General features: G+C 56.5%; 15 protein-coding genes. 6 read left to right on the top strand and 9 right to left on the bottom strand.

Annotated features, from left to right (window positions below):
- Window positions 1–331: 331 nt before the first annotated feature.
- Complete coding sequence (gene rlmM, locus NH395_RS12125; protein WP_253025113.1) at window positions 332–1,402, top strand: 23S rRNA (cytidine(2498)-2'-O)-methyltransferase RlmM; 1,071 nt, start codon at window positions 332–334, stop codon at window positions 1,400–1,402.
- Between the two features lie 27 nt (window positions 1,403–1,429).
- Here the strand turns inward: rlmM and NH395_RS12120 are convergent, their stop codons facing one another.
- On the bottom strand, window positions 1,430–1,717 hold the full coding sequence (locus NH395_RS12120; protein WP_253025111.1) for an antibiotic biosynthesis monooxygenase family protein: 288 nt from the start codon (window positions 1,715–1,717) through the stop codon (window positions 1,430–1,432).
- A 28-nt stretch (window positions 1,718–1,745) separates the two neighbouring features.
- Here NH395_RS12120 and tusA point away from each other — a divergent pair, with 28 nt between their 5' ends.
- Complete coding sequence (gene tusA, locus NH395_RS12115) at window positions 1,746–1,997, top strand: sulfurtransferase TusA (protein WP_253025109.1); 252 nt, start codon at window positions 1,746–1,748, stop codon at window positions 1,995–1,997.
- Window positions 1,998–2,042: 45 nt separating this feature from the next.
- On the opposite strand, the gene NH395_RS12110 is transcribed toward tusA, so the two are convergent.
- The 3 genes from NH395_RS12110 to NH395_RS12100 all read right to left on the bottom strand — a co-directional run bounded on the left by NH395_RS12110 (window position 2,043) and on the right by NH395_RS12100 (window position 5,275).
- The gene (locus NH395_RS12110; RefSeq protein ID WP_092829373.1) at window positions 2,043–2,738 is read right to left on the bottom strand and encodes a hypothetical protein; all 696 of its coding nucleotides are present in this window, start codon (window positions 2,736–2,738) and stop codon (window positions 2,043–2,045) included.
- 115 nt (window positions 2,739–2,853) lie between these two features.
- Window positions 2,854–3,840, bottom strand: a complete 987-nt coding sequence (locus NH395_RS12105; protein ID WP_253025107.1) for a DUF3080 family protein — start codon at window positions 3,838–3,840, stop codon at window positions 2,854–2,856.
- Entirely contained in the window at window positions 3,827–5,275 is a 1,449-nt protein-coding gene (locus tag NH395_RS12100; protein WP_253025105.1) for an MATE family efflux transporter, read from the bottom strand. The genes NH395_RS12105 and NH395_RS12100 overlap by 14 nt, the downstream gene beginning before the upstream one ends.
- Window positions 5,276–5,360: 85 nt before the next feature.
- Between NH395_RS12100 and NH395_RS12095 the strand changes: the two genes are divergently transcribed.
- A complete protein-coding gene (locus NH395_RS12095; protein ID WP_253025103.1) occupies window positions 5,361–5,945 on the top strand; it encodes an elongation factor P hydroxylase in 585 nt (194 codons plus the stop codon).
- Here NH395_RS12095 and NH395_RS12090 read toward each other — a convergent pair.
- Both NH395_RS12090 and NH395_RS12085 read right to left on the bottom strand, forming a co-directional pair.
- Window positions 5,942–6,421: a hypothetical protein gene (locus NH395_RS12090; protein ID WP_066317435.1), complete on the bottom strand. Its 480-nt coding sequence runs from the start codon at window positions 6,419–6,421 to the stop codon at window positions 5,942–5,944. The two genes, NH395_RS12095 and NH395_RS12090, sit on opposite strands and share 4 nt — an antisense overlap.
- A gap of 1 nt (window position 6,422) precedes the next feature.
- Window positions 6,423–7,286 carry a TatD family hydrolase gene (locus NH395_RS12085; protein WP_253025101.1) on the bottom strand — a complete coding sequence of 288 codons (864 nt, stop codon included), beginning with the start codon at window positions 7,284–7,286 and terminating at the stop codon, window positions 6,423–6,425.
- A gap of 160 nt (window positions 7,287–7,446) precedes the next feature.
- Here NH395_RS12085 and NH395_RS12080 point away from each other — a divergent pair, with 160 nt between their 5' ends.
- Window positions 7,447–9,363, top strand: coding sequence for an ATP-binding cassette domain-containing protein (locus NH395_RS12080; RefSeq protein ID WP_253025099.1), 1,917 nt, complete (start codon window positions 7,447–7,449; stop codon window positions 9,361–9,363).
- Window positions 9,364–9,414: 51 nt separating this feature from the next.
- On the opposite strand, the gene NH395_RS12075 is transcribed toward NH395_RS12080, so the two are convergent.
- Window positions 9,415–9,867 carry a universal stress protein gene (locus NH395_RS12075; protein WP_066317422.1) on the bottom strand — a complete coding sequence of 151 codons (453 nt, stop codon included), beginning with the start codon at window positions 9,865–9,867 and terminating at the stop codon, window positions 9,415–9,417.
- A gap of 146 nt (window positions 9,868–10,013) precedes the next feature.
- Between NH395_RS12075 and NH395_RS12070 the strand changes: the two genes are divergently transcribed.
- A complete protein-coding gene (locus tag NH395_RS12070; RefSeq protein WP_253025097.1) occupies window positions 10,014–10,547 on the top strand; it encodes a preprotein translocase subunit YajC in 534 nt (177 codons plus the stop codon).
- Here NH395_RS12070 and slyA read toward each other — a convergent pair.
- A complete protein-coding gene (slyA, locus tag NH395_RS12065; protein WP_253025095.1) occupies window positions 10,527–10,979 on the bottom strand; it encodes a transcriptional regulator SlyA in 453 nt (150 codons plus the stop codon). The genes NH395_RS12070 and slyA overlap by 21 nt on opposite strands.
- 70 nt (window positions 10,980–11,049) lie before the next feature.
- Window positions 11,050–12,207, bottom strand: coding sequence for a DUF5924 family protein (locus tag NH395_RS12060; RefSeq protein ID WP_253025094.1), 1,158 nt, complete (start codon window positions 12,205–12,207; stop codon window positions 11,050–11,052).
- Window positions 12,208–12,417: 210 nt separating this feature from the next.
- Between NH395_RS12060 and fadB the strand changes: the two genes are divergently transcribed.
- On the top strand, window positions 12,418–14,595 hold the full coding sequence (fadB, locus tag NH395_RS12055; protein WP_253025092.1) for a fatty acid oxidation complex subunit alpha FadB: 2,178 nt from the start codon (window positions 12,418–12,420) through the stop codon (window positions 14,593–14,595).
- Window positions 14,596–14,607: the final 12 nt, after the last annotated feature.

Below are 14,607 nucleotides of genomic sequence, written 5' to 3'. Positions count from 1 at the left end.
CAGCAGTGAAACCGCTTCGCGCCGATGGTAGTGTGGGGTCTCCCCATGCGAGAGTAGGTCATCGTCAGGCACCTATACCGCAGAAAACCCAGCCAACCGGCTGGGTTTTTTGTTTTAGGGGTCTCCCATGGAGAGTAGCGGAGAGCCGCCCTCCGGAGCGTCGGCCGGGACATCGTCAGGCACCTATTAAGAAAAACCCCAGTTCCAAAAGGAGCTGGGGTTTTTTGTTATGGGACGAACAAAATAAATCGAGCCTTATAAGTGCTATGATGCGCGTCGATAAAATCAACCAGCGGCTGATACCGTTTGTGATGGGTAAATTTGAGGTGAAGTGGTGAGTGAAACGGTACCTACGTCATGGTTAGTCTATTGCCGTCCTGGGTTCGAGCATGATGCACTGTCAGAACTGCAGCATCACGCCGCCTTGAATGAGATTAACTGTGTACCGTCCTATGGTGAAGGATGGGTAAGTTTAACCCAGGCCGATGGTGAGCCGATCAACGACCTGCATCGCCAGGCCGCGTTTAACAAGTTGATTTTTTCGAGGCAGAGCCTGGCGGCACTGCCGACACTGACGCTATCCCGTGATGATCGTTTGACGCCGATCTTGGAACAGATAAAAGCCAGCCGCTGGAGTTTTGAAGAGATCTGGCACGAAACGCCTGATACCAACGATGGTAAAGCGCTGGCCGGTCTGATCAAGGCGCTTACCAGGCCACTGGAAAGTATGTTGAAAAAACGCGGGGCGTTAAGGCGGAAAGCCGGTGCGCGGCGGCTACATATATTCTGGACAGCGGGTGATAGGGTACAGCTGGGAATGAGCTTTCCAGGTAACAGAAGCGAGCTGATCAATGGTATTCGTCGTCTCCGCTCACCTTCGCGTGCGCCCAGCCGTTCCACATTAAAGTTGGAAGAAGCGTGGCATGAATTCATACCGCGCGAGGAGTGGGATGACCGCCTGGCGGACAATATGCAGGCAGCGGACTTGGGCGCGGCGCCAGGTGGGTGGACATGGCAGCTCGTTCAACGGGGCATGTACGTTTATGCCATCGATAATGGGCCCATGGATAAACAATTGATGGCGACAGGGCAGATTGATCACCTTAAGGAAGATGGTTTTACCTGGGAGCCGCCGCAGCGTCTGGATTGGCTGGTATGCGATATTGTTGATAAACCGGTACGCGTCCTGGCGATGGTCGAGCGCTGGTTAACGCGAAAATGGTGCCGCGAGGCCATCTTTAACCTCAAGCTGCCAATGAAGAAGCGCTGGGAAGAGGTATCACGTTGCCTGGCGATGTTGGAGAGCTCATTATCCCAGGCAAGCGTGTCAGCAGATATTGCGTGCCGCCATCTCTACCATGACCGCGAAGAAGTGACAGTGCACGTAAGGCTGAAGCATTGACGCCAAGCTGATTTAGGGCCTGTTGACTTAGTAACTGGCTTCATAAATTCGAATTGTTTCATCTTCTGTCAGAAGCGGTAGAATTTGCTGCATTGCGTTGGCACGCGCTTCACTGTTATGCCATTCATTCCAGGCACGCAGGTTGCGCCATTTGGTAATCATTAAACGGCGGTCAGTGTGGCCAAGTTCAACAAGGCTTTCGCCGCCGACAAAGCCGCGAGCGCCCAATGAAGCCCGCATGGCCTCGCGGGCGGCCTGTTCATATTCTTCTTCAAGGCCGGGCATAATTCGCCGTTCAATGATGATTTTGATCATAGGTTAAGTCTCAACTCCGAGGGTATCGATGTCTGACATTATAAAGGATGCGCCACATCACGATGCGCTATTGGATACCAGTGGCCTTTATTGCCCCGAGCCGATCATGCTGATGCACAATAAAGTCCGCGATATGGCCTCTGGCGATATATTGAAGGTCATTGCAACAGATCCAGCAACCACCCGTGATGTGCCTAAGTTCTGTCAATTTCTAGGCCATGAGCTATTGCAGCAAACTTCCGATTCTGACCAGTATTGGTACTTTATACGCTTGGCATAGCCGATGCGGGGTCGCGCGGGTTATTTTGATAACCCGTGCGCCCTCTTATTTCTGTGGCAACACGACCATGGCCAGTGCGTCAAGGGTAGCGGGGTCTTCCTCAAGAATGCGATTGGCAATATGGCGCTGAAAGAAGTAGACGCTCTGATGCATCGACTTTGCGCTGTATAGGCAGTCATCCCCCAATAAGATGGGTGTCATTGTTGCTTTATCTTCATCAGCAAGCAGAGCATCAATGCTACCGTCGCTATAAAGTCGCCAGCCGTAGACGGGCTTCATATGCCAGGGACTATCGGGCTGGTTCATGCATAAGGCATGGGTGCCTAACGTATCGGGCAATTGCTGGATAAGGGTGATATCACCTGAAGGTTCGTACTCGAAATACTCCGCGGCGGAGGCAAGCTCATCGGCTTTGTGGTCTGGCGGCGAGGTGAAGATTTCTTCCGTTTCAGGGTCGCGATAGCCAATAAATCGCCCATCTTCATGACGGTGAAGTTCATGGCAATCGGTTAGCTGCTCCATCCACGGGACTAAACCGACGACATTGCCGTCCTCCCTGAGGCCCCAGGCAAGCAGGGGCATTCCATAATAGCTGTCCGGATCCGACGCCAACTGATATACCATTTCCAACCCATCCAGCTCTGGCGCTAGACGCACAAGGGTCTTTTGCGCCAGTTGACGCTGACGTACAGAATCCAGGTCGATGACCTGGGCAGAGCGGGGTGACAGGGGTGCGCCCATAGAGTCCCTCCTTCGTACTGCGTGGCCACGACATTGGCAAACCAGACGTGCATCTGTTCGCCGCATACTTCACCAATAGCACAGGTTGGCTCGAAGGTTAAGGGTAAACGACGTTTTAATTAGACGCGCAATTAGAAAATTGAGCCCTTGCGCGCTCATGGGATTTGATGGCGGCCTGATAGCGTTGCCAGGGGGTATCGGGCGCCTGCAGTGATAGCCAACTGGACTGGTAAGCCTGTATTGCCTCGGGCGCGGCGATGGGGTGGCGTTCGATCACGCCATTGACCGCGGTCAACCATCGCCTGGCCACATTAGACAGGTCGGCCAGATGTTGCTTGTTCCATCGAGGGAGGCAGGTTTCGTCTGGTCTGGCATGCTCATTCAGGTATTTGCTGGCGTCTTCAAGCCGTTGAGCCGCCAGCATGAGCGTGCGCAACATCTCGGCGGTCAAAGGGCGCGTGCGTAGCCTATTAAGTTGTTCTTCCAGTCTTGATGAGTCCTGCTGCCAAGCGAGGCTGAATTGATGCTCCACCATTTGCTGCAGGTAGCGCACGGCTTCAAGCTGGGGCTCAATCGACGGCATGGCGTCGATCTTCAGAGGGTGACTGGCCCGCGCAAAACTGTCGGTCCATTCGTCAGAGTCAAAAATGGCATTCCAACTGACATAGGGCAGCTGCGCTGTTTTGGTATGCATCAGTTGATTCAGTCGTTCACGGTTTTCTGCACTCAGTGCGTCAGGAACATCGCTTGTCCAGCATAACGTTAAACGTTGCCACAGCGTTCGTTCATAAAGCCATTGCTGGCTGGGTGGAGCGACCTTGCCCAGTTGATTATTGCGGGCGGCGACGAGGGATGTGATCTCGCATTCGCGCAAGGCATAGACGTTGAGCAGTGAGTCGCGGGTTTCTTCGATGTCGAACAGGCGCGCTTCACGAGCCGGAAACGCACCGATATTAGGCGGTGGGTGCGTCTCGACAGGCCCATCGGCCAATGCGCTTTCAAGCTGCTGGTGGTAAGCCTCCCAGGGCGCCTCTGCCTGATGCGGGTCGGCGCAGCCGAGCAGCGTCAAGGGTAAAACCCATATCCAGTCAAAGCGTTTCATGCTGACTCCTGATAGCAGAGGTGCGTCGGCTTATGACGTGCAGCCGCCAGGCCAGAAGCAAGGCAGCAGTGCTCAAGCCCGCAATCAAGCCGATCCAGTAGCCATGCACGCCCAGTGGGCCAAAGGCATTGCCCAGCCCTTGCGATCCCAGCCAGTGCCCCCCGCCGAGGCCCACCAGCCAATATGACAATACCGTAATGACCATGACGATCCGCGTATCCTTATAGCCCCTGAGGGCGCCCGCCAGATTTACCTGAAGCGAATCGGAGAGCTGGAAAATGGCCGCCAGGGCAATAATCGAGAGTGCCAGTGACTGTATGGCTTGATTGGACGTGTAGAGCGCAATGACAGGCGCGGCTGTTGTCCATAGCAGCAGACTATTCAAAGCAGCGACAATGACGCTGATGATAATACCGTTCCAGGCCACACGGCGGGCATGTGACATTCGTTGTTGCCCTAGCGTATTCCCCACACGGACGGTTAGCGCCATGCTAAGCGACATGGGCAGCATAAACAGAATAGTGGTGTAACTCAGAGCGATCTGATGGGCGCCGACGGTGACTTCGCCAAAGCTGGCTATAAATAAGGCAATCAGCGTGAACAGGGTAACCTCGACGAAAATGGCCACGCCAATGGGGACACCGACCACCAGGAGTTCCTTAATGCCGGGCCAATTAGGAAGCGATAAGCGCTGCCACAATGAGATGCCGTGATAATGATTGGTGTAGTGGGTGTAAATGGCCATCGCGATCGCCATGGTCCACATGGACAGCGCCGTGGCGATGCCGCAGCCCAGCGCGCCCAATGCAGGCAGTTGCTGTACTGCGCTGGGCAACCATGGCCCCAGCAGGCTGGCCAAGCCGTCGCCGCCGTTGATCAGTAGGTAGTTGGCAGGTATGTTGACAGCCAAGCCAATCAGACTGATCCATAGGGCAGGCCGGGTATGGTTCATGCCATCCGAAAAAGCCCTGAGCGCCTGGAAAAGGGCGATGCCCGGCATTCCAAAGGCGACGGCGGCGAGATACGCAGCGGAGGCGTGTGCTACCTGCGTTGGCACTTCCATTAGCTCGAAAATGGGCAGTACGCTTACCCAAAGCAGCAGTGCCGCCAACAGCCCCAATACGATGGCAACCCAGAGCCCCTGATGTACTGCGGGTCGAATGGCGGTGTGGCGCTGCCCGCCCAGCAGGTGCGCGACGATGGGCGTCAGGCCCATTAAGGTGCCGGTCATGAACAGCATTAATGGCATCCACAGGCTGGAACCCACCGAGACGGCAGCCAGCGCAGTGGCATCATGGCGACCTGTCATGATGACATCGACCACGCTCATGCCCGCCTGGGCAAGCTGAGCGCCACAGATGGGAAGCGCCAGACGCACAAGTTGGCGCGTTTCAAGCCAGTCAACCGGATTGAATGTTTCCAACACACGACCCACGGGATAACTCCTGAGCAAAGCGGCCCTCAAAGCTCGCTAGATTAGCAGGTATACTGGGCAAAATTATGCTGCTGATGAGGCTAATGTGAGTAACACCCAACCGCAATGGACGCTCGACGAAGTGATGACATTATTCGATGGCGTCTTTTTCGAGCGTTATCAAACCCGCCTGGTAAAAGGGGGGGAGGAACCCCTTTATCGACCGGCTGACGACAAGACGCCTTACCATCAAATTATTTTTGCTCATGGTTTTTTCGCCAGTGCGTTACACGAAATCAGTCATTGGTGTATCGCTGGGACCGAGCGGCGACAAAAAGAAGACTATGGCTACTGGTATTTGCCGGATGGCCGGGATGCTGAACAACAACGCGCATTCGAGCAGTCCGAGATAGCCCCACAAGCGCTGGAATCACTGTTTGCCGAGGCGTGTGGGCGTGAGTTTCATGTCAGCGTTGATAACCTGGGTGGCGATGCCGCGGTGGATCGTGAAGCATTTGCCGAAAAAGTGGCCCAGCGCGCCGCCCGCTACAAGGAAGAAGGCCTGCCAGTACGCGCCAACGCCTTTGCCTGTGCGTTGGCGCGTTACTATCGCCACCAGGATACGCTGACCGAGGCCGTGGCCCATGGGCATGCCGTGCTGGATCGGGCGGGCTCAATGGCGAGCGCTTAATCGTCTTCGGTTAGTCTCTGGTGTAAAGACAGCATGACTTCCAATTCATGTTCGGGCCGCATGGGCTCGAGTCCCAACTCGCTGAATGTTTCCCGGCGCTGGCGATGCCATTCGCCAGGCGTGATGGACGGATAGAGAACCGATGCGGGGGCCAGTTCAACAAAAGGATCGAGTCCATAGGTGTCGAAGAGACGCGCAAGGGCAGCTTCATCATCGCCGTTATCGCTGGTATATAGCGTCGCGGAAAAGTGGTCGTTCTCAAGCTCGCGGATCACTTCAAGGGGGCTTACCCCCAGGCTCTCCAGCTCTTCGATACTGTAGGCACCCATGGCATTGGTATCTTCCTTGATCCAGCTATCGTCCGGGTGGATCAATGTCTGTTTAACTCGACCATCGGTTAGTGACCAGGCAATGGCTAGGGGTAGGCCATCATCTTCGCCTGTCTCAATGGCAATAAACCCTGGATAATCGGCCACGCTAGTACTCCTTTAAAGGTTCCGTGGGAAGGCGGAAAAAACGTTGGGCAGTCTGTGTGGTGGCAGCCCCCATTTCAGCTTCGCTGATGCCACGGCACTCGGCAATTTCCCTGACAATCCATGGCAGCAGGGCAGGTTCATGTCGGCGCCCTTTGAGTTTTGCTGGCAGGTTACGTGGCAGCAAATAGGGGCAATCGGTTTCTACCATCAGCCGGTCAAGTGGAATCTCACCGACCAACGGGCGTAAATGATGGCCGCGCCGCTCGTCACAAATCCAGCCTGTCAGGCCTATATGCAAGTCTAGGTCGAGATAGCCAAATAGCGTATCGCGGTCAGCGGTAAAACAATGCACCACGGCCTGACTGATCTCATCCCGCCAGGCATGCAGCATCTCGCGCATTCGTTGGCCGGCGTCGCGCTCATGCACAAACAGCGGTAAACCGCTCTCGGCCGCCAGGGCAAGCTGTGCTTCAAACGCACGCTCCTGTTCACGGGGCGTCGAGAAATTGCGATTGAAATCAAGCCCGCATTCACCCACGGCAACAACTTCCGGTCTGGCATGCAGCCTGGCCATTTCAGCCGCTATGGCGTTGTTCCACTGGCTTGCATCGTGGGGGTGTATCCCGGCAGTGGCGTAGAGGCCGGGAAAGCGCTTCGCGAGTGACACAGCCTGCTCGGCATGCTCGATGTCGGTGCCGGTAACGATCATTGTGGTGACCTGGGCTGCCTGCGCCCGTTGAATGACGGCTTCCAGATCCCGCCCAAAGCTTTCATGGGTCAGGTTGGCCCCGATATCAACCAGCGGCGCGCTGGACCGGAACTGTAGCGCGTCGGGTAAAAAATCATCGATATAAGCGGTTCCCAAGCGGCACTCCCCTTAATTCGCAAAAGGCGCATTGTAACGTCAGGCGTCAACTGACGGCTATCGGTGGTTCGAGACATAAGGGAATTGTGCCTTATTAACGTTGTCCGCCCAGTCCGCGCATGCGTTACACTGTGCGCCTCATGATGAAGGAGGACACTGCGTGACCCTGTTACGACTCGAACAGCTGCAACTTGCCTACGGCACCCAGGTACTGCTCGACCGCGCCGATCTCACGGTTGAGAGAGGCGAGCGGCTGGCGTTAGTCGGGCGCAACGGCACCGGTAAGTCTACCTTGCTGAAACTGGTCGCCGGCGATATCCAGCCGGACGATGGCTCGATCTGGCGGGCCCCCGGCTTGAAAATCGGCGTGTTAGCCCAGGAACTGCCCGACTCGTCCAGCATGACGATTTTCGACATGGTGGCGCAAGGACTGCTCGAGGCCGGAGAGTTACTGTCGGAATACCAGCATTTGATCAATGACCCCGATCCCGACATGAATCGCATGGCCACCTTGCAAACCCGCCTGGAGGCGATTGATGGGTGGTCGTTCCATCAGCAGATTGACGTGGTGCTGACGCGCTTGGGGTTGCCTCCGGAAGCCGAGATGAGTGCCCTTTCGGGTGGCTGGCGCCGCCGCGTCGCACTGGCCCGGGCGCTGGTTGCCCAGCCTGATCTGCTGCTCCTCGACGAGCCGACCAACCACCTGGATCTGGATACGATTGCCTGGCTGGAAGAGCAGTTGCTCGCATTCAACGGCGCGGTGTTGCTGATTACCCACGACCGGGCTTTCCTCTCCAAACTGGCGACCAACATTCTTGAATTGGACCGTGGCAAGCTTGGGCACTATCCCGGTGACTACGCTGAGTACCAGGCGCGCAAGCAGCACGAGCTTGAAGTGGAAGCCCGGGAAAACGCCGAGTTCGATAAAAAGCTGGCCCAGGAAGAAGTCTGGATTCGTCAGGGAATCAAGGCGCGTCGGACGCGTAACGAAGGCCGGGTGAGGGCCCTCGAGGCGATGCGCAACGAGCGCAGTCAGCGCCGTGAGCGTCAGGGAACGGCCAATCTGTCGGTTGACAGTGGAGAACGTACCGGCAAGCGCGTCGTCAAGCTGAAAGGCGTCAGTCAGCGGTTCGGCGATGACACCATTATCCGCGATCTGAATCTTGAAGTGATGCGCGGCGACCGAATTGGCTTTCTGGGGCGTAACGGGGCCGGTAAAACAACCCTGCTCAAGATATTGCTCGGCGAGATTGAACCGACGGAAGGCACTGTCCAGTTGGGTACCAACCTTAAGGTGGCTTACTTCGACCAGCTACGTGCAGGGCTCGAGCCTGAGAAAACGGTCTACGACAACGTTGCCCAGGGAAGTGATCGAGTCAGTGTCGGTGGTAAAGACCGCCACGTGATGAGCTATCTGCAGGATTTCCTGTTCACCCCCGACCGCGTCCGCCAACCAGTAAAAGCGCTCTCGGGCGGCGAGTCCAATCGTCTGTTGCTGGCCAAGCTGTTCACCCAGCCCGCCAATGTGTTGGTGCTCGATGAGCCAACCAACGACCTGGACATGGAAACCCTGGAGCTTCTGGAAGAGCTGCTGCTGAATTTCGAAGGAACGCTGCTGTTGGTGTCCCACGATCGGACCTTTATGGATAACGTGGTCACCAGTATGCTGGCGTTCGAAGGTGAAGGCGTGGTGCGTGAATACGTCGGTGGCTATACCGACTGGATTCGCCAAGGGGGCAAGTTGCCACCGGCTCCCTGGGAAGGGGCGGCACGGCAGAACGCCGAGCCGACGGCAACGGTAGCTAAAGAAAAGCACAGCGCAACCGCTGCACCGGCGCAAAAGCCGGTCAAGCTTTCCTATAAGCTACAGCGTGAACTTGATGCGTTACCCGCCGAGATAGAGCGGTTGGAGAACAACGTGGAAGCACTGGAGCAGGAAGCCGCCGACCCAGCATTCTATCAGCAGGACGCGAGCGACGTGACGGCCAAACTGAAGGCGCTTGAGCAGACGCAGCAAGCATTGGATGCGGCCATGGAGCGCTGGATGGCCCTGGAGGCGATGGCCAACGGTGAATAAGCAGCGTGTTGAAGGTGCCGGTATCACCGGCACCTTCAACCGCACCCGGCATTATTCGTCGCTTTCTTCGCCTTTTTTACCCACGCGAACCGCCAGCACATCACATTGGGCACCATGCAACACCCCGGTGGAGGTGGAGCCAAGCAGCAGTGCAAACCCATGGCGTCCGTGGGAGCCGACGACAATCAAGTCAACGCCGTGTTCTTCAGCGAAGCGATGAATTTCTGTATCCGGCATACCCACCACCACGTGTTGATCTGCCTCGGCAATGTGGGGAGACGCTATGTCGGCCAGGCGTTTCTTGGCGTGATCATCAAGCTGGTCCTGAATGCTGGTCAAATCCATCGGGATATCGCCGCCGTAGGCAAAACCCAGGGGTTCAAGCGTATGCATGATAGAAATCTTGGCGCGGTCATTGCGCTCAGCAATCGCGATGGCCCGATCCAGAATTTTCTGAGAGTCTTTGGTCAAGTCGACGGCAACCAGAATATGGTGATAGCTCATGGCCTATCTCCTTAGTGAGTAACAAGCAGTTTTATATATCTAATGCTCTCTACTTTAAGTGGCGTGCCCCATCTTAACAACGACCTGGATCATGGTTTTTACGCACTCTCCATTCAAGTGTGGCTCAGTTTGAAGGAAATGTAGAAATGGAATGGTTGATTATTGTTTTTATCATGCTGTTTGTCCTGGCGCCGGTAATGTGGTTAAAACCGAGCCCGCGACAAAAGCGAACCATGGCAATGCGCCTGCACGCCAGCCGTAAAGGGGTAACGATCAAGCAGCAAAAGCCACCGCTTCATGGTTTCAAGGGCACCATGCCCGCTTACCGCTGGTACTATCCCCAGCAGCAACCAGGGCCTGATTTCTTGCTCGTCCGCGACCAGCATGCCAGCCAGGAACTCGAACCCTACCATGCAGGGTGGCGCTGGCGCATAGCACCGCTGAGGCCCATCCCTGACGCTGCTGAAACGCCACTGAAAGCGTTGCTGGAACGCCTGCCACTGGATGCGCTAGTGCTTGAGTCAACGCCCAAGTCACTGACGCTATGGTGGTGGGAGTCGCAGAATGCCGCGCGTTTCGACACCTATCTGGATGATTTTAATCAGCTACGCGACCAACTGTCGGGGCAGGCGGATAGCGCTCCTCAAGAGCCTCCTCTGTCAGGAAGCCGCTTCCTGTAGATCGCGCGCCTGAATGGCCAGTCCGTTTTGTTCAATGCGTTCCAGCCATTCCCCCAGTTGCTCAAGGTCCGCTTCCGAGAGACCCTCGAACATTTCCTTGCGGGCTTCCTTCGCGACACTGTCGATCTGTTCAAGCAGTGGCATGGCCGCATCCGTCAGGTGGATACGTTTACTGCGACGGTCACTATCGCAAGCGCGCCGCTCCACCAGCCCCTGTGCTTCAAGCTGACTGAGTGTGCGAACCAGGGAGGGGGCCTCCACACCAATTGCCCGGGCCAGGTCACACTGTGGCTGGCCGTCGCCCAGACGCCACAGATGATACAGCGTCACCCAGCGCGTTTGCGTAAGGCCAAGCGGCGCCAGACGTCGATCCAATATGGAACGCCATAGATGGGGCAGGCGAGCAATGCGAAAACCAATTGATGATGCCATGATCTGCTAGTTACCAGTCAAAGTGAATAAACGGATTGTCATAATCTCAGGCGCTGAATGCAAGACACGATCACTGCTCGGCGTCGGTTTGGTCAACGTCTCGGTCGCGGCCGGCGATAAAGCGCTGAAGATTCAACCGGCTCAAGCCCGCTGGCCGAATGTCGCTATCTGCCAACGTCGCCTTGTCGGTATCATCGCTGACGGTAAACCGGATCAGTCCCAACCGCTGGCCGCTATCCGTCATGATATCCACCCGCCAGCGGCCAGACGGGTCCTCGGGGAAGTTCAGTTTGTGGCTCCAGGCCCGGTAACCTTCTTCCCGCCCGCCATTGATATCCAGGTCGACGACATCCAACTGCTCACCATTGTGATGCCACACATGGGAAATCGTTTCACTCAACCCCCGGGGGGCTCTAATGGCGGTATACACATAAAGGCCGCTTTGCTTAACTGCCTGAGGGGTCAATGCAATGGAGCCGCGCGGCTCGCGTTGCTGAATATTGAGCGCCGGTGACAGCGCCGTGCCGGTCATCCATAAGCTGGCTGGTGGTACCCAGGCGCGCCCGAACCAGGCCAGCCCTGCCACTAATAACATCATGGCGAGTAACGGAAACCAGCCACTGAATGAGCGTTGTCTCAGCAGGTGCCAAAAGCTGGGTATTGCCACCACCAGCATGGTTGCAATGGCCAGTAGCAAACTCTGCCCGGTGGTCAGGTGAAGCATGATCGGCAACGTGACCAGCACCACCAAAAACACACACAGGGCATGAAACATGAAATAGAGACTGCGCCAGCGACCGGCAATCTTGTAATACAAAGGGTCAATAATCGACAGCACTGCCATGGCCACGACGCAAAGCGTGAATAGACTTTGGCCGCTGTTCCAGACAGTGGTGATCAAAATAAACGGCAGTGTGAAAAATAACGTTTCCTGGTGGATCATCTGCGCGATGAACGAGGCAACGCCTTTGGGTAGGGTAGGATAGCCTCGATGGGCAAGCCAGCGACCGACCAGGCTTTCTGAGAGAAGCAACAGCCAGGCGAATAAAAGCCCCAGTGCCAGCGCTGCCCCCAGCCATTGCTGGCGATCCACAAGAAAGAAGCTGCCTAGGCCGGCCGCAAAGGCTAAAGGGGGCCATAGCCAGCTCCATGGTTTTAAACGAACGACGAGTCGTTCCACAAACGATTGCAAAGCGGCGATGCGCGCCTGTGTGAGCAGCGTGCTCATATCAAATAACCCGGATGATCAACGAGTCGTGATCCTAACAGCCCGAACGCTTGGTGGGGAGCGCTGGTCGAAGAGGTTTGTAGAATTAGCCGAAAGTCAGGGCTTGACGTTCTGGGGTAACTCAACCAAGCTTACGCAATCAAACGACCGTATGAAATGCGAGGTGTGTCCCGCTGCTCGGGACCGCCCGAACTTGTGGAGAGAGCGCGGATGATCTATCAAGGCAATGCCATCACGGTGGAACGTCGTGACACCCAAGGTGGCAATGACATCGCAATGCTCACTTTCGATTTGAAAGATGAGTCCGTCAACAAGCTGTCCAGCGCCGTGGTGACTGAGCTGGGAGAGGCCGTCAACGCCCTTCAGGCAGAAACCGGGCTGCAGGGACTGGTCATTGGCAGTGCCAAAGAAGCCTTTATTGTCGGCGCCGACATTACCGAGTTCCACACCCTGTTCGATAAAGGCGAAGAGTACCTGGTGGAAATGAACCTCAAGGTACATGACATTTTCAATGCCATTGAAGATCTGCCTTTCCCGACAGTCTCGGCGATCAACGGGCTGGCGTTGGGCGGCGGTTGCGAAGTGCTGCTGACCACCGATTTTCGCGTCATGAGCGAAAAAGCCAAGATCGGTCTGCCGGAAACCAAGCTGGGCATTCTGCCGGGCTGGGGCGGCTGTGTGCGCCTGCCGCGGCTGATCGGTGCCGACAATGCGATTGAATGGATTGCCGGTGGCACTGAGAACCGGGCTGATGCGGCGCTCAAGATGGGGGCCGTCGACGCGGTGGTTGCCCATGAGCTGCTCCAGGACGCTGCACTGGATATGCTCGACCGCGCCAACAGCGGTGAACTTGACTATCAGGCGCGTCGAGAAGAAAAGACCAGCCCGCTCAAGCTTAACGCCATCGAGCAGATGATGGCCTTTGAAACCGCCAAAGGCTATGTGGCAGGCAAAGCAGGGCCGCATTATCCTGCGCCGATTGAAGCGATCAAGGTGATCCAGAAGGGCGCTGGCGAGGAGCGTGGTCGTGCCCAGGCGATCGAGGCCAAGGCCTTTGCCAAGCTGGCGCTGAGCAGCGTGGCATTCAACCTGGTGGGGCTGTTCCTCAACGACCAGGTGGTCAAGAAAAAGGGCAGCAAGTACGAAAAGCAGGCGCAGCCGGTGAAGCAAACGGCCGTGCTGGGCGCCGGTATCATGGGCGGCGGTATTGCCTATCAGAGTGCTTCCAAAGGCACGCCCATCCTGATGAAAGATATCAAGGATGACGCCATCGAGTTGGGCCTCAAGGAAGCTCGCAAGCTGTTTGCCAAGCAGGTGGAGCGCAACAAGCTGACTACCGAGCAGATGGCCGAAAAGCTTAGCAATATTCGCCCGACGCTCTCCTACGGTGATTTCGGCAATGTCGATCTGGTCGTCGAAGCAGTCGTTGAGAACCCGAAAGTCAAAGACGCGGTGCTCACGGAGGTCGAAGGGGTCGTCGGTGAAAACACCATTCTCACTTCCAACACCTCGACCATTTCGATCAACCGCCTGGCCAAGAACCTGAAGCGTCCGGAAAACTTCTGCGGTATGCACTTCTTCAACCCGGTGCACCGCATGCCGCTGGTGGAAGTGATCCGCGGCGAGAAAACCTCGGATGCCGCGGTGGCTGCCACGGTCGCCTACGCGCGGGCCATGGGCAAGACGCCGATCGTGGTCAACGACTGCCCTGGGTTCCTGGTCAACCGGGTGCTGTTCCCTTACTTCGGTGGCTTTAGCTTACTTGTCGAGCAAGGCGCCGACTTCCAGCAGGTCGACAAAGTCATGGAGAAATTTGGCTGGCCCATGGGCCCTGCCTATCTGCTTGACGTGGTCGGCATGGATACGGCGGTTCACGCCAATGAGGTCATGGCCGAAGGCTTCCCCGATCGTATGGCGCGGGATGGCAAGACCGCCATCCAGGTCATGTACGACAACGAGCGACTCGGCCAGAAGAATGACAAGGGCTTTTACGCCTACGAAGAAGATAAAAAGGGTAAGCCCAAGAAAGTCAGCGACGTTCAGGCTTACGCCTTGGTCAAAGAGGTCGTCAAAGAGCAGAAGGAGTTTTCCGACGAGGACATCATTGCCCGCATGATGGTGCCGCTGTGCCTGGAGACCGTTCGCTGCCTGGAAGACGGGATTGTCGAGACGCCCGCTGAAGCCGACATGGCGCTGATTTACGGTATCGGCTTCCCGCCGTTCCGCGGTGGCGCACTGCGCTACATCGATGCCATGGGCGTGGCCGAATTCGTCAAGCTGGCCGAGGGTTTGGCCGAGGAGCTGGGGCCGCTCTACGCGCCTACCGACAAGCTGCGTCAAATGGCTGAAAAAAATGAGTCTTTCTATGCCGCTGGCGCCCAGGCCTAAGTCACCACGTAC

It is taken from the genome of Halomonas sp. Mc5H-6 (assembly GCF_024124705.1).
GTDB classification, from domain to species: domain Bacteria; phylum Pseudomonadota; class Gammaproteobacteria; order Pseudomonadales; family Halomonadaceae; genus Vreelandella; species Vreelandella subterranea.
Note: the sequence above shows the minus strand (reverse complement) of the source record. Positions and strands in the feature narration are given on the sequence as shown.

Bases quoted from the DNA above. Each gene is read 5' to 3' on its own strand.
- NH395_RS12120 (WP_253025111.1), bottom strand. From the start codon at position 1,717: ATGATCAAAATCATCATTGAACGGCGAATTATGCCCGGCCTTGAAGAA.
- tusA (WP_253025109.1), top strand. From the start codon at position 1,746: ATGTCTGACATTATAAAGGATGCGCCACATCACGATGCGCTATTGGAT.
- NH395_RS12110 (WP_092829373.1), bottom strand. From the start codon at position 2,738: ATGGGCGCACCCCTGTCACCCCGCTCTGCCCAGGTCATCGACCTGGAT.
- NH395_RS12105 (WP_253025107.1), bottom strand. From the start codon at position 3,840: ATGAAACGCTTTGACTGGATATGGGTTTTACCCTTGACGCTGCTCGGC.
- NH395_RS12075 (WP_066317422.1), bottom strand. From the start codon at position 9,867: ATGAGCTATCACCATATTCTGGTTGCCGTCGACTTGACCAAAGACTCT.
- NH395_RS12070 (WP_253025097.1), top strand. From the start codon at position 10,014: ATGGAATGGTTGATTATTGTTTTTATCATGCTGTTTGTCCTGGCGCCG.
- slyA (WP_253025095.1), bottom strand. From the start codon at position 10,979: ATGGCATCATCAATTGGTTTTCGCATTGCTCGCCTGCCCCATCTATGG.
- NH395_RS12060 (WP_253025094.1), bottom strand. From the start codon at position 12,207: ATGAGCACGCTGCTCACACAGGCGCGCATCGCCGCTTTGCAATCGTTT.
- fadB (WP_253025092.1), top strand. From the start codon at position 12,418: ATGATCTATCAAGGCAATGCCATCACGGTGGAACGTCGTGACACCCAA.